General features: G+C 65.3%; 11 protein-coding genes. 9 read left to right on the forward strand and 2 right to left on the reverse strand.

The features are described from left to right. Positions 1-68 precede the first annotated feature (68 nt). From GGR61_RS03725 to GGR61_RS03765, 9 genes are all read left to right on the forward strand, one after another. A complete protein-coding gene (locus tag GGR61_RS03725; RefSeq protein WP_221229105.1) occupies positions 69-1,463 on the forward strand; it encodes an MFS transporter in 1,395 nt (464 codons plus the stop codon). Positions 1,464-1,482: 19 nt separating this feature from the next. After that, positions 1,483-2,838: a glucarate dehydratase gene (gudD, locus tag GGR61_RS03730; RefSeq protein ID WP_184620465.1), complete on the forward strand. Its 1,356-nt coding sequence runs from the start codon at positions 1,483-1,485 to the stop codon at positions 2,836-2,838. Between the two features lie 58 nt (positions 2,839-2,896). After that, positions 2,897-4,168 (forward strand): OprD family porin, encoded by a 1,272-nt coding sequence (locus GGR61_RS03735; RefSeq protein ID WP_184620466.1) that lies wholly within the window; start codon positions 2,897-2,899, stop codon positions 4,166-4,168. 34 nt (positions 4,169-4,202) lie between these two features. Further along, positions 4,203-5,744: a galactarate dehydratase gene (gene garD, locus GGR61_RS03740; RefSeq protein ID WP_184620467.1), complete on the forward strand. Its 1,542-nt coding sequence runs from the start codon at positions 4,203-4,205 to the stop codon at positions 5,742-5,744. A gap of 117 nt (positions 5,745-5,861) precedes the next feature. Further along, positions 5,862-6,242, forward strand: coding sequence for a RidA family protein (locus tag GGR61_RS03745; protein WP_184620468.1), 381 nt, complete (start codon positions 5,862-5,864; stop codon positions 6,240-6,242). 29 nt (positions 6,243-6,271) lie between these two features. Continuing rightward, positions 6,272-8,416 carry an ATP-dependent DNA helicase RecG gene (gene recG / locus GGR61_RS03750; RefSeq protein WP_184620469.1) on the forward strand — a complete coding sequence of 715 codons (2,145 nt, stop codon included), beginning with the start codon at positions 6,272-6,274 and terminating at the stop codon, positions 8,414-8,416. Between the two features lie 134 nt (positions 8,417-8,550). Beyond that, a complete protein-coding gene (locus tag GGR61_RS03755; protein ID WP_184620470.1) occupies positions 8,551-9,489 on the forward strand; it encodes a nucleoside hydrolase in 939 nt (312 codons plus the stop codon). 72 nt (positions 9,490-9,561) lie between these two features. Beyond that, on the forward strand, positions 9,562-9,804 hold the full coding sequence (locus tag GGR61_RS03760) for a type B 50S ribosomal protein L31 (RefSeq protein ID WP_043889669.1): 243 nt from the start codon (positions 9,562-9,564) through the stop codon (positions 9,802-9,804). A 229-nt stretch (positions 9,805-10,033) separates the two neighbouring features. Beyond that, positions 10,034-11,323 carry a citrate synthase gene (locus GGR61_RS03765; RefSeq protein ID WP_184620471.1) on the forward strand — a complete coding sequence of 430 codons (1,290 nt, stop codon included), beginning with the start codon at positions 10,034-10,036 and terminating at the stop codon, positions 11,321-11,323. Between the two features lie 99 nt (positions 11,324-11,422). On the opposite strand, the gene GGR61_RS03770 is transcribed toward GGR61_RS03765, so the two are convergent. Together GGR61_RS03770 and GGR61_RS03775 are read right to left on the reverse strand one after the other, a co-directional pair. Beyond that, entirely contained in the window at positions 11,423-12,073 is a 651-nt protein-coding gene (locus tag GGR61_RS03770) for a hypothetical protein (RefSeq protein WP_184407550.1), read from the reverse strand. A gap of 221 nt (positions 12,074-12,294) precedes the next feature. After that, positions 12,295-14,721: a penicillin-binding protein 1A gene (locus GGR61_RS03775; RefSeq protein ID WP_184620472.1), complete on the reverse strand. Its 2,427-nt coding sequence runs from the start codon at positions 14,719-14,721 to the stop codon at positions 12,295-12,297. Positions 14,722-14,805: the final 84 nt, after the last annotated feature.

The raw sequence follows: 14,805 nt of genomic DNA on the forward strand, positions 1-14,805 counted from the left end.
ACGCTGGCGACAGGCGCACTTTGGAGCATCGAAGCGCACTGCGCTTCCATCGTCATAGGTGAGGAACGATGATGGCTATCGACACAAAGACTGTCGGTGCAACGACAGTCGATTCAACGACGGTTCCACGCAGGCGTTATCTGATTCTGCTGATGCTGTTCGTGGTGACCACGATCAACTATGCCGATCGCGCCACCCTGTCCATCGCCGGTTCGGCCGTCCAGGACGCACTGGGCATCGACGCGCTGCAGATGGGTTTCATCTTTTCCGCGTTCGGCTGGGCCTACGTGGCCGGGCAGATTCCCGGCGGCTGGTTGCTCGATCGCTTCGGCTCGCGGCGCGTCTACGGCCTGTCGCTGCTGATCTGGTCGTTGTTCACCGCGCTGCAGGGCTTTATCGGCTGGGTGCCGGTGACCTGGGCGGTCACCACCTTGTTCGTGCTGCGCTTTCTGGTCGGCATTGCCGAAGCGCCGTCGTTCCCTGGCAATAGCCGCATCGTGGCGGCGTGGTTTCCCACCGCCGAGCGCGGCCTGGCCGCATCGATCTTCAACTCCGCGCAGTATTTCGCCACGGTGGCGTTTGCGCCGCTGATGGGCTGGCTGGTGCATGCCTGGGGGTGGGAACACGTGTTTCTGGTGATGGGTGCGGTGGGCGTATTGCTGGCCGCACTGTGGAAAAAGACGATCTTCGCGCCGCGCGAACACCCCAGGTTGTCGGCGCAGGAACTGGACTACATCCGGCGCAACGGCGCGCTGGTGGACATGGAGCAGGGCAACAGGTCCGGTAGCCAGCCCAAGGGCACGCAATGGCATTACGCCAAGCAGTTGTTGTGCAATCGCATGTTGCTGGGCGTGTACATCGGCCAGTACTGCATCACTACGCTGACGTATTTCTTCCTGACCTGGTTTCCGGTGTATCTGGTCAAGGAGCGCGGCATGTCGATCCTGGAAGCAGGTTTCGTCGCCTCGTTGCCAGCGGTGTGCGGCTTCGCCGGTGGCGTGCTGGGCGGCTATATCTCCGACCGCATGGTGCGGCGTGGCTATTCGCTGACCGTCTCGCGCAAGACGCCCATCGTGGTCGGCATGTTGATGTCGGTGACGATGATCGGCTGCAACTACGTGCAGGCCGAATGGATGGTGGTCGGTCTGATGGCGCTGGCGTTCTTCGGCAAGGGCATCGGTGCTCTCGGCTGGGCGGTGGTCGCCGACACCTCGCCCAAGGAAATCGCCGGTCTGTCCGGTGGCCTGTTCAATACCTTCGGCAACATCGCCGGCATCACCACGCCGATCGTGATCGGCTACATCGTCTCCACCACCGGCACCTTCAAGTGGGCGCTGGTGTTCGTGGGGCTCAATGCCTTGCTGGCGGTGCTGTCCTATCTGGTGGTCGTCGGCGAAATCAAGCGCGTGGAATTGAAGGCCCCGCCGGGCGGCCCATCCACGCCCGTCCCCGCACCGCTTTGACCATCTTCGGAGAATCGTGATGACTATCCATCGCTCACCTGACGGCATCGGTACCACGCCGCGCATCACCGACGTGCGCGTCGTACCGGTCGCCGGCCAGGACAGCATGCTGCTCAATCTCAGTGGCGCGCATGCGCCGTACTTCACCCGCAACGTGCTCGTCCTGCGCGATTCGTCCGGGCGCACCGGCGTAGGCGAGGTGCCTGGCGGCGATGCCATCGCCGGGCTGCTGCGCGATGCCGCTGCGCTCATTCATGGCCGCTCCATCGCCGATTACCAGCGCATCCTCAACCAGGTACGCACGGCGTTCGCCGACCGCGACAGCGCCGGGCGCGGCCTGCAGACCTTCGATCTGCGCATCACCATCCATGCGGTGACCGCCATCGAAGCGGCATTGCTCGATCTGCTTGGACAGTTTCTGGATCAACCGGTTGCCGCACTGCTCGGCGAAGGCCAGCAGCGCGATGCGGTGGATGTGCTGGGCTATCTGTTTTTCATCGGCGATCGTCGCAAGACAGTGCTGGATTATCGTGACGGCAGCAATGCCAACGATGCGTGGGAAGCGCTACGCGACCAGGAAGCATTGACGCCCGAGTCGGTGGTGCGCCTGGCCGAAGCGGCGTACGAGAAATACGGTTTTCGCGATTTCAAGCTCAAGGGCGGCGTGTTGCGCGGCGAGGATGAGATTGCCGCGATCCATGCGTTGCATGCGCGTTTTCCGCAGGCGCGCATCACCCTCGATCCCAATGGCGCCTGGTCGCTTGAGCAGGCCATCGCGCTGTGTCGTGACATGCACGGCGTGATGGCCTATGCCGAGGATCCGTGCGGCGCGCAGGATGGCTATTCAGGGCGTGAGGTGATGGCCGAATTCCGCCGCGCCACCGGCCTGCCCACGGCCACCAACATGATCGCCACCGACTGGCGGCAGATGGGCCACGCCATCCAGCTGCAGTCGGTGGATATCCCGCTGGCCGACCCGCACTTCTGGACCCTGCAAGGCTCGGTGCGGGTGGCGCAACTGTGCCGCGACTGGGGCCTGACCTGGGGCTCGCATTCCAATAACCATTTCGACATCTCGCTGGCGATGTTCACCCATGTCGCCGCCGCAGCGCCGGGGCGGGTGACCGCGATCGACACGCACTGGATCTGGCAGGACGGCCAACGCCTGACCCACACCCCGTTGCAGATCGCCGGTGGCCAGATCCAGGTGCCGGCGAAGCCCGGACTGGGTGTCGAACTCGATATGGATGCGCTGGAAGCGGCGCATCGCACCTATCAGGGACTGGGCCTCGGGGCGCGCGACGACGCGGCGGCGATGCAGGCGCTGATTCCGAACTGGAGCTTCGACAACAAGCGGCCGTGCCTGGTGCGCTAGCGCTGCCGTCGTCTACGGCGCGCCACACGCAAGGTCACCACAGCCGGAGAACGGATCAATGAAGAACATGATGGCACTCGGTAGCGCTGCGCTGCTGGCGGTCGGCGCTGCCGGGCGTGCACGTGCGCAAGCGCCGGAAGACGGGTTCTGGAATGGCGCAAGCGCCGAGCTCACCGCGCTCAATTTCTATTACAACCGTGATTTTCGCAGTGGCGACGGACAGGGCAAACGCGCCGAATGGGCGCAGGGTTTCGTCGTCGATGCCAAAAGCGGATACACCCGTGGCCCTGTCGGCGCCGGGCTGGATCTGCTCGGCATCGGCGATTTCAAGCTCGATGGCGTGCGCGCCGAAGGCGGCACCGGCCTGCTGCCCAACAACGACGATGGCACAGCGCAACACGCGCTGATGCGGGTGGCGCCCACGCTCAAACTGCGCGCCTCGCAAACCGAATTGAGGTGGGGCAGCTTCATTCCCAACGAGCCGCTGGTACGCGCCAGCATCACCCGCATCATGCCGGAGACGTTTCAAGGCGTGACGCTGGAATCCAAGGACGTGCCCAAGCTCGATCTGCTGCTCGCGCGCTTCACCAGCGCCTGGTACCGCGATGGCGATTCGCGCGTGCCGATCACCCTGACCAACAAGAATCGACGCTTCAGCGGGACGCCGGATTCGGACGCCTTCAATCTGCTCTCGGCGACTTACACGCTCGCTCCGGGCACCCAACTGCGCTATCAGGGTGGGCTGATGGAAGACGTCTATCGTCAGCAGCTCTACAACCTGATCCAGACCCACATGTTCGGCAAGGATCGTCTTCGCGTGGATCTGCGCTACTTCCGCACCGACGATATCGGCCAGTCGCGCGCGGGCCCGATCGACAACCGCATGTTCAGCACGATGGTGTCCTGGCGCAGCGGCGCCCACGAATTCGGTGCGGGATATCAAGCACTGTCCGGGCCCAGCGCCATGCCATGGCCGGGCGGCACCGATGGCAATGTCTTCAACTGGACCTTCATCAACGACTTCCTCGAACGTGGCGAGCGCAGCTGGCAACTGCGCTACAACATCGATGGCGACGGCATCGGCATTCCCGGCCTCAGCGTCATGGCGCGCTACATCAGCGGCGACAATGCACGGCCGGCGACCTACGCCGGCGAAGGCCGCGAGTGGGCGCGCGATGTGTTGACCACCTATCAGTTCCAGGGCGAGCGCTTCAAGCATCTGAGCATCATCTGGTTCAACGGGACCTTCCGCTCCAATTACCAGCGCAATGTCGATGAAAACCGCCTGATTCTGCAGTATCGGCGTCAGTTCGACAGCCCCAACCGATAGTGCCTTCCCCACACGTTTCGCAAGGTAGCCCACGATGTCCGCAACCCAGCAACCCGCTCGCTGGCTCAGTATCCGCGCGCATGCGCACGACAATGTCGCCATCGTCGTCAACGACGGCGGCGCGCCGGCCGGAGCCGCCTTTCCAGATGGGCCGACCGCCATCGAGCACGTGCCGCAGGGCCACAAGATAGCCCTGGAAGACGTGCCCAGGGGGGCGCCGGTGGTCCGCCTGGGCGCGGTCATCGGCACCGCCAATGCCGACATCGCGCGCGGTGCGTGGGTGAGCGAGCAACTGCTGGACATGCCGGAGGCCCCCGAGCTGGCCACGCTGGATCTGTCGCTGCAGCCGGCGCCAGCTCCCGAGCCACTGCAGGGCTACACCTTCGAGGGTTTCCGCAACCGCGACGGCAGCGTCGGCACGCGCAACATCCTCGGCATCATGACCAGCGTGCAATGCGTGGTCGGCGTGCTCGGGCATGCGGTCGCACGCATCCGCGCCGAGTTGCTGCCCAAGTATCCCAATGTCGACGATGTGGTCGCGGTCAATCACGTCTATGGCTGCGGCGTGGCCATCACTGCGCCCGAAGCGATCATCCCGATCCGCACGCTGCGCAACATCGCGCGCAGTCCCAATTTCGGCGGCCAGGCGCTGATCGTCGGGCTGGGCTGCGAGAAGCTGGCGCCCGAGCGCCTGCTGGCCGACGATGCCAGCGCCGACGACAGCGCTATCTATCGCCTGCAGGAGGCCTCCTTGGGCTTTGCCGACATGGTCGACTCGATCATGGCGATGGCCGAAGAACGGCTGCGCCATCTGGACACGCGCCGCCGCCAAACCGTCCCCGCCAGCGAATTGGTGGTGGGCATGCAATGTGGTGGCAGCGATGCGTTCTCCGGCGTGACCGCCAACCCCGGCCTGGGGATTGCGGCCGATCTGCTGGTGCGTGCCGGTGCCACGGTGATGTTCTCGGAGAACACCGAGGTGCGCGACGGCATCCATCTGCTGGTGCCGCGCGCAGCCGATGCCGAGGTGGCCAAGGCGCTGGTGCGCGAGATGGCCTGGTACGACGCCTATCTTGCGCGCGGGCAGGCCGACCGCAGTGCCAACACCACGCCCGGCAACAAGAAAGGCGGCCTGGCCAACATCGTCGAAAAGGCGATGGGGTCGATCGCCAAGTCGGGCTCCTCGCCGATCAACGGCGTGGTGTCGCCGGGCGAACGGCTCAAGGGGCGCGGGCTGCAGTACTGCGCCACGCCTGCCAGCGACTTTGTCTGCGGCACCTTGCAGGTAGCGGCGGGCATGAATCTGCATGTCTTCACCACCGGACGCGGAACGCCGTACGGCCTGGGCATGGTGCCGGTGATCAAGGTCGCCACGCGTACCGAGCTGGCGCAGCGCTGGTCCGACCTGATGGACATCGATGCCGGCGTCGTCGCCACCGGCACCAAGACGCTGGAGCAACTCGGCTGGGAACTGTTCCAGCGGTATCTGGACGTGGCAAGCGGGCAGCGCACCTGGACCGAGCGGCATCGGTTGCACAACGATCTGGCCTTGTTCAATCCGGCACCGATCACCTGAGCCAGCTTCCGGCCTTCGCTGCCTGGAACCCGACGCATGCGCCGCGCCGTCGCATTGGCTCGGGCAGGGCGGGCGCCGATACAATGCGCGTTCGTTTTCAGCGTTGACGGAGTTGCCATGTCCCAGATCATCCATACCGACCAGGCGCCTGCCGCCATTGGCCCGTACTCGCAGGCCGTGCGTGCCGGCAACACGGTGTATTTCTCCGGGCAGATCCCGCTGGATCCGGCCACCGGCGAGATCGTGCCCGGCGATATCGGTGTGCAGGCACGCCGCTGCTTCGATAACCTCAAGGCGGTTGCCGAAGCCGCCGGCGGCTCGCTCGACAAGATCGTGCGGCTGGGCCTGTACCTGACCGATCTCAGCCAGTTCGCCGCGGTCAATGCGGTGATGCAGGAGTATTTCCAGGCCCCGTTCCCCGCGCGTTCGACCATCGAGGTCTCCGGCCTGCCCAAGGGCGCAGGCTTCGAAGTCGATGCGGTGATGGTGCTCGACTGAGTCAGGTCGGCTGATCCGAACGCTCTGCCGTGCCGCGCGCACCTACCGTCACGCCAAGCCTGGCCGTCGCAGGCCAGGCCTCGCTTGCCAGCCTGCCCGGCGTCGGCCCGAAAGTGGCCGACAAGTTCGCTGCGCGCGGCATTTTGACCCTGCAGGATCTGTGGCTGCATCTGCCGTTGCGCTACGAAGACCGCACGCGGCTGACCACGATCGCGCAGCTGCAGGCCGGTGTGCCGGCGCAGATCGAAGGCCGCGTCGATGCGGTGGAACGCGGCTTCCGTTACCGGCCGATGTTGCGGGTGGCGGTGTCGGACGATTCGCACGGCACCGTGGTGCTGCGCTTCTTCCATTTCCGCGCCGCGCAGGTGGCGCAATTTTCACCGGGCGCGCGGCTGCGTGTCTTCGGCACGCCCAAGCCGGGACAGAACGGCTGGGAAATCGTGCATCCCAGTTACCGCGTACTCGCACCGGGCGAGGATGCCGGGCTGGGCGACAGCCTGGATCCGGTCTATCCGGTGCTGGAAGGGGTCGGCCCGGCCACGCTGCGCAAACTCATCGGCCAGGCGCTGGAACGGCTGCCAGCGGAGGCGGCGCTGGAACTGCTGCCGCCGCACTGGCTGCAGGACGAGCAGCTGCCGTCGTTGCGCGCCGCGTTGCTGACCATGCATCGCCCGCCGGTGAACACCGATCCGCAGCAGCTGCTGGCAGGCGGTCATCCGGCCCAGCAGCGCCTGGCGCTCGAAGAGCTGCTGGCGCATCAGCTCAGCCTGCGTCGCCAACGCATCGCCTTGCAGCGCTTTCAAGCGCCCAGGCTGCCCGGTAATGGGAACCTGGTGCAGCAATTGCGTGCGGCATTGCCGTTCCAGCTCACCGGTGCGCAGCAGCGCGTGTTCGAGCAGATTGCCCGGGACCTGGCCAAGCCATCGCCGATGCTGCGGCTGGTGCAGGGCGATGTCGGCAGCGGCAAGACCGTGGTCGCCGCCTTGGCGGCGATGCTGGCGGTGGAGCAGGGCAAGCAGGTCGCGCTGGCCGCACCGACCGAATTGCTGGCCGAACAACACCTCACCAATCTGCGCGGCTGGCTTGAACCGCTGGGCGTGCGCATCGTCTGGCTGGCCGGCAAGGTCACCGGCAAGGCGCGCGCCGCGGCAATGGCCGAGGTGGCCTCCGGCCAGGCGCAGGTGGTGGTCGGCACGCATGCCTTGATGCAGGAGGCGGTGGTCTTCCACGATCTGGCGTTGGCCATCATCGACGAGCAGCACCGCTTCGGCGTGCATCAACGCCTGGCCTTGCGCGACAAGGGCGCGGCTGCCGGCAGCGTGCCGCATCAGTTGGTGATGACCGCCACGCCGATCCCGCGCACCTTGGCCATGTCCACCTATGCGGATCTGGATGTCTCGGCCATCGACGAGCTCCCGCCCGGGCGCACGCCGGTGCAGACCATCGTGCTCAGTGCCGAACGGCGGCCGGACCTGGTCGAGCGCATCCGCGCCGCCTGCGCCGAAGGGCGGCAGGCGTACTGGGTGTGCACCTTGATCGAAGAAAGCGAAGAGCCCGGCAAGGGTGTGCCCAGTGGCCCGCCAAAGATCGAAGCGCAGGCGGCGCAGGTCACCTTCGAAGCCTTGTCCGCGCAATTGCCCGGCGTGCGCGTGGCGCTGGTGCACGGGCGCATGAAACCGGCCGAAAAACAGAAGGCCATGCTGGATTTCAAGCAGGGAAACACCGATCTGCTGGTCGCCACCACGGTGATCGAGGTCGGCGTGGACGTGCCCAATGCCTCGCTGATGATCATCGAAAATGCCGAGCGCCTGGGTCTGGCGCAGTTGCACCAGTTGCGCGGCCGGGTCGGGCGCGGCGCGGCCGCGTCCAGTTGCGTGCTGCTGTATCAGGCGCCGTTGTCGATGATGGCGCGCCAGCGCCTGGAAACCATGCGTCAGACCAACGACGGCTTCGTGATCGCCGAAAAGGATCTGGAGCTGCGCGGCCCGGGCGAATTGCTGGGCACCCGGCAGACCGGCCTGGCGAGTTTCCGCATCGCCGATCTGGCCCGCGACGCCGGCCTGCTGCCGCGCGTGCAGGTCCTTGCCGAACGCTTGCTGGACGAGGCGCCGGACATTGCAGACCGTGTGGTCGCACGCTGGATCGGCAGCGCGGTGCGTTACGCCGCCGCGTGAGCGGCCGGGAATCGGGAATCGGAAATCGGAAAAGCGAGGAGGCTGCTGTGTCCTGGGCGTCCGGGTGATTCGCCTGACACGCCGATCCTTGCGAAGATGCGGCAACGAATCTCGAATGACCAATGCCCAATCCCATGACCAAAAAGATACCGCTGCTGATCGACACCGACCCGGGCGTGGACGACGCGCTGGCATTGCTGATGGCCTTCAACGACGCCCGGCATGAGGTCGTTGGCCTGACCATCGCGGCCGGCAACGTGGGCCTGGAGCACACCGTGCGCAACGCCCTGAAGGTCTGCGAGATTGCCGGGCGTGACGATGTGCCGGTGTACGCGGGCTGCCCGCAGCCGCTGCTGCATCCCTCGGTGGACGCGGCGCATGTGCATGGCATCGATGGCTTTGGCGATGTCGGCCTGGCGCCGGCCAAACGCACTGCCGAGGCCGAGCATGCCGCGCTGGCCATCCTGCGCCTGTCGCACGCGCACGCCGGCACGCTGCTGCTGGTCGCGCTCGGTCCGCTGACCAATCTGGCGCTGGCGCTCACGCTGGACCCGACCCTGCCGCAGCGCGTGGCGCGGCTGGTGGTGATGGGCGGGGCGCTGACCGGGCACGGCAACATCACCGCGGCGGCCGAATTCAATATCGGCTTCGACCCGGAAGCGGCGCATATCGTGTTCCGCGGTTTTCCGCAGTTCGACGTCGCCGACTGGGAAGCCACCATCGCGCACGGTCTGTTGCATCGCGATGTCGAGCAATGGCTGGCGGCCGACTCGGCGCGTGCGCGCTTCTATGAAGAAATCTCGCGCAAGACCCGCCTGTGGTCCGAAGACAGCCGTGGCGAGCATTGGTATGCCGCCGATGCGCTGGCGATGGCGTTCGCGCTGCACCCGGAAGGCGCGCAGCGGCTGGAGCGGCGGCCGGTCCACATCGAGCTGACCGGCACCCACACCCGCGGCATGACCCTGGTGGACTGGAATCGCCAAGGCGGCGGGTCCGACAACGCCAATCTGCTGCTGGAGTACGACTGCCAGCAGTTCTATGGCCTGGTCGGGGCGGCGTTGGCAGCGGGTTAGGGCCTGGGTTGCACCGGGCAAAGAGTGGCCGCTATAATGACCGGCTTATCCAGGCAGCCCGGCGCCAAGTCCATGAAAGATAACGTTCATCCCAGCTACAACGACGTCGTCTTCCACGACGTGACGTCCGATTTCAAGATTCTGACCCGTTCCACCATGAGCTCGAAAGAGACCGTGAAGTGGGAAGACGGCCAGGACTATCCTCTGATCAAGGTGGATATTTCCTCGGCATCGCACCCGTTCTATACCGGCAAGCACAAGGTGATCGACACCGGCGGCCGTATCGACAAGTTCCAGAAGCGCTACGCGCGCTGAACTTGCAGGACGGGCTGTACCGGCAACGGCCGCGCATTGCGCGGCCGTTGTTTTTTGTGCGGTGATAGCTTCGTTTTCGCGCCCTGGACGGGTGCGTCTACGACTTCTGTCCAAGCGACGGCCAAAATGTTGCTGTGCGATAATGACGTGATCCGGGGCGATGCCCTGGACTTCCATCACGTGCCTGCCCATTTGGTGACAGGCGCCTTCCACTGAAGGAGCGTACATAGTGTCCGATCTTGATCAGGTCACGCTCAACGCCGGCGACAAGTCGGTCGTTCTGCCGGTACTCAAGCCCACGCTTGGCAATGATTGCGTCGATATTTCAAAGCTGACCAAAGAAACCGGTCTGTTCACCTACGACTCGGGCTTCACCGCCACCGCCAGCTGCAAGTCGGCCATCACCTACATCAATGGCGACAACGGCGTGTTGCTGTATCGCGGCTACCCGATCGAACAGTTGGCCGAGAAGTCCAGCTTCCTCGAAGTGTCGTACCTGCTGATGAACGGCGAGCTGCCGACGGCGGACGAATTTCAGAAGTTCGACCACGAAGTCACGCATCACACGATGATGCACGAGTCGCTGAAGAACTTCCTCGGTGGCTTCCGTCACGACGCCCACCCGATGGCCATGCTGGCCGGTTCGGTCGCGTCGCTGTCGGCGTTCTATCACGACACCCTGGACCTCAACGATCCGGAACAGCGCCGTCAGGCCGCCATCCGTCTGATCGCCAAGGTGCCGACCCTGGCTGCTGCGGCGTACCGCTATTCGATCGGCTGGCCGATCCGCTATCCGCGCAACAACCTCAACTACGTCGACCGCTTCCTGCACATGATGTTCGAAGTGCCGAGCGAGCCGCTGGAGATCAATCCGGTGGTCGCCAAGGCGCTGGATCTGCTGTTCATCCTGCACGCCGACCACGAGCAGAATGCCTCGACCTCGACCGTGCGTCTGGTCGGTTCGACCGGTGCCAATCCGTACGCCTCGGTCGCCGCCGGTATCACCGCGCTGTGGGGCCCGGCACACGGCGGCGCCAACGAAGCGGTGCTGAAGATGCTGGAAGAGATCGGCACCGCAGACAACGTCGAGTCCGCCGTGGCCAAGGCCAAGGACAAGAACTCCTCGTTCCGTCTGATGGGCTTCGGTCACCGCGTCTACAAGAACTTCGACCCGCGCGCCAAGATCATCCGCGAGATGACCCACAAGGTGCTGGGCGAGCTGGGCGTCAACGATCCGTTGCTGGAAGTGGCGCTGAAGCTGGAAGAAGCCGCGCTGAAGGACGATTACTTCGTACAGCGCAAGCTGTACCCGAACGTCGACTTCTACTCCGGCCTGATCTACAAGGCGCTGAATATCCCGGTGGAAATGTTCACCGTGATGTTCGCCATCGCACGCACCGCCGGCTGGGTGTCGCATTGGCTGGAGCAGCAGGTCGACCCGGAAATGAAGATCGGCCGTCCGCGCCAGATCTACACCGGCTACGACAAGCGTGAGTACAAGGATGCCGGCCAGCGCTAAGCGCTGGCGGTTGTCCGTTTGAACCAACGCCCCGCACTGCGGGGCGTTTGCTTTTACGGGTTACGGCGTGCGTTGTGACTCGCTGACGGCGCGCGACGATCAGCGCGCGCGTGGCAGGGCGTCGCCCCCGTCGTCGTCTGCCAACAGCTGGCGCACCTGGGCGGCCGAGGCGCGCTGCATCGGTTTTTCGTCCAGCGGAGAGAGCGGCGCCTGGCGCAGGGCGTCGTACGGCAGCACGGTCAGGTCGAAGGTCAGTTCCTCGGCGCTGAACAGCCACACCGGGAATTCGGCAGTACGCTCACGATCCAGTCGCAACCGGCGCGTGCGCAGTTCGGCGGGGATGCGGTGCTCATCCAGAAACCGCTGCACCGCATCGGCATCGTCGCTGTGCAGCTGCAACTGTACCGGCGCATTGGCGTCGGCGGTGCCATCGAGCACCGGGCCGGTCAGTCGCGGCTGGAACGGGCCGAGAAACTCCAGTGCGCGCAAGGCGGCTTCGCGGCGTTGGCGCAGTCGCAGCCCGTGCGCAGGTCCAGCGAACAGGCGTTGGTGCTCGCGCAAGGCATCTTCGATCTCGCGATTGCGCGGCAGCGATGCATCGTCGTGGATGCCCAGGCGGCTTGCCGCCTTGAGCTTGGCCTGATGAAAATCGCGGATGCCGCCTTCGGCCATCAGGCGGGCGGCTTCATGCGCCAGGCGGTGGCGACGTTCTCGGGTTCGGGTATCGGCGTGTTCGCGCGCGTGATGCATGACCGGGCTCCCCTAAGCAACCTGGTCCGACTCTACAACAGCCGCATGACGGCGTGGCGAACGCCCCACACCGGATGGACGCGATGTCCGAATGACGCAATCGGTGCCATGGCGCCGCGCAGATGCGTAGCGTTATACCGTCGAGGTCGCTACGTGGGCTCGGGGAATCGTCAGGCGCGCGCCGTTCCGATTCCCCAATCCCGATTTCCGATTCCCGGCCCTCAGAAAATATCGAATGCCTTCTCGTCCTGCTGTTCCTGCAGGCCGTAGTCGTAGTCCTGCAGACGGTCGAGATCTTCGTTCTTCACCCACTCCACCGCGCCGTTGATCGTGGCCTGGGTCATGCCCTCAGGCGGATCGTTGGCGGCGATCGCCTTGTCCTTGAGCGCCACGCGCATGTAGTCGATCCAGATCGGTAGTGCGGCCTTGCCGCCGTACTCGCGGTAGCCCAGCGAACGGAAATCGTCCCGGCCGACCCACACGGTGGTGGCGTAGGGGCCGCCGAAACCGGAGAACCAGGCGTCGCGGTGATCGTTGGTCGAGCCGGTCTTGCCGCCGACGTCCTCGCGTCCGAGCACCTTGGCGGCAGTGCCGGTGCCGCGCTGGACCACGTCGCGCATCATCGAGACCAGCTGGTACGCGGTACGTGCGTCGATGGCGCGTGGTGCGATCTTGGTTTCGGCAGTGGCGACCGGGGCGGTCTCTGTCGGCGTGGCCGGCGTCGCTGCGGCCGGTTCGATCGACTTGGGCAGCTCAGGCGCGCCGAAGTTGAAGCCGTCCACCACCTGGCTGACCGGTGCGGCGGTGCCGCCCTGCATTGCGCACGTGCGGCAGGCCACGGCCGGCACTTCCTTGAAGATGAGGTTGCCGTCGCGGTCCTTGACCTCGTCGACGATCCAGGTGTCCACGCGTGAGCCGCCATTGGCGAACACTGCATAGCCCCGGGCCACCGACAACGGCGTCAGCGACGCGGTGCCCAGCGACATCGACAGGTTGGGCGGCAGCTCTGCTTCCTGGAAGCCGAACTGGCTGATGTATTTGCGTGCGAAATCGACGGTGATCGCGTCCAACAGGCGCACCGACACCAGGTTGCGCGATTGCACCAACGCTTCGCGCAAGCGCATCGGGCCGCGGAAGCCGCCGCCGTCGTTTTGTGGCGACCAGGTCTTGCCGCGGCGGTCGCGGAACACCACCGGCGCATCCAGTACGATCGAGGCGGGGTTGAAGCCCTTCTCGAATGCCGCCGCATAGACGAACGGCTTGAAGCTCGAGCCCGGCTGGCGGCGTGCCTGGGTGGCGCGGTTGAACTTGTTGCCGGCGAAGCTGAAGCCGCCGACCAGCGCGCGCAGGGCGCCGCTATTGGCATCCAGCGACACCAAGGCGGCCTGGCCGCGCGGCAGCTGGTCGATGATCCACTCGCCTTCCTTCTCGCCGGCGCGGATGCGGGTGACGTCGCCACGCGTCAGCAGCTTGGCCGGGGTCTTGTTGGTCCAGCGGCTGGCGCTTGCCGGCAAGGTCAACTCGGTCTTGTCGCGTTGCACGACGGTGACACCGCCATCGGCATTGACGCGCGCCACGATCACCGCCTGCAGCCCGCCCTGGGTGAACGCACCGGACAAATGCTTGGCCAGCGTCGGCGCATCGGCATCGGCGGCCACGTCGAAGTGCTGCTCCACGCCGTGCCAACCATGTCGGTGATCGTACAGACGCAGGCCTTCGGCGATTGCCGCGTCGGCGCCGGTCTGCAGGGTCGCATCGATGGTGGTGGTGACGTGGTAGCCCTTGTTGAGCACATCGCCGCCGTATTTGGCGATCATTTCCTGGCGTACCAGCTCGGCTACGTACGGGGCATACACCTCGACCGGCGGCTCGTGCGGCTTGGCGTGCATCGGCACCGCCTTGGCGGCATCGGCTTCGGCCTGGCTGACGAAGCCCAGGTCGGCCATGCGTTGCAGCACGTAATAGTCGCGACGTTCCTGCGCACGTTCGGGGTTGCTGATCGGGTTGCCGCTGGACGGGAACTTGGGGATGCCGGCCAGCGAGGCCATCTCGTCCAGGCTGAGCTCATTCATCTTCTTGCCGTAGTAGTACTCGGCTGCAGCACCCACGCCATAGGCACGGTTGCCGAAGAAGCTCTTGTTGAGATACAGCTCGAAGATTTCGTCCTTGCTCAGTTCGCTTTCGATCTTGCGGGCCAGCAGGATCTCCGCCAGCTTGCGGGTGTAGCTGTACTCGGAGCTGAGGAAGAATTGGCGCGCCACCTGCTGGGTGATCGTCGAGCCGCCCGGCACGCGCTTGGCGTCGGTGGTGGCCAGTAGCCAGACCGCGCGGGCGATGCCCTTGTAGTCCACGCCCCCATGCTGGTAGAAGCGCGCATCCTCGGTGGCCAGGAAGGCCTGCTTGAGGCGCAGCGGCACGTCCTTCATCTGGATCGGATAGCGCCGGGTCTCGCCATAGACCGCCATCAGGCGGCCATCGCTGGAATAGACGTACATCGGCTCCTGCAGTTCGACCTGCTTGAGCGACTGCACATCCGGCAGCTTGGAGGAGATGGCGTAGTACAGTCCGCCGGCGGCAATGGCGCCAAGCAGTGCGAGCACGACGAGCGTGGCCAGGATCCAGCCCAGCCAACGGCGAATACGGGGCATGTAAGAGAGATTCCGATTGCGGATTGCTTGGTCACAGAGTATAGATGACGCCGAGTTTGGCTGGGGCCGAACTCTGGGGATCGC

Source organism: Xanthomonas sp. 3058 (genome assembly GCF_014199765.1).
GTDB classification, from domain to species: Bacteria; Pseudomonadota; Gammaproteobacteria; order Xanthomonadales; family Xanthomonadaceae; genus Xanthomonas; species Xanthomonas campestris_B.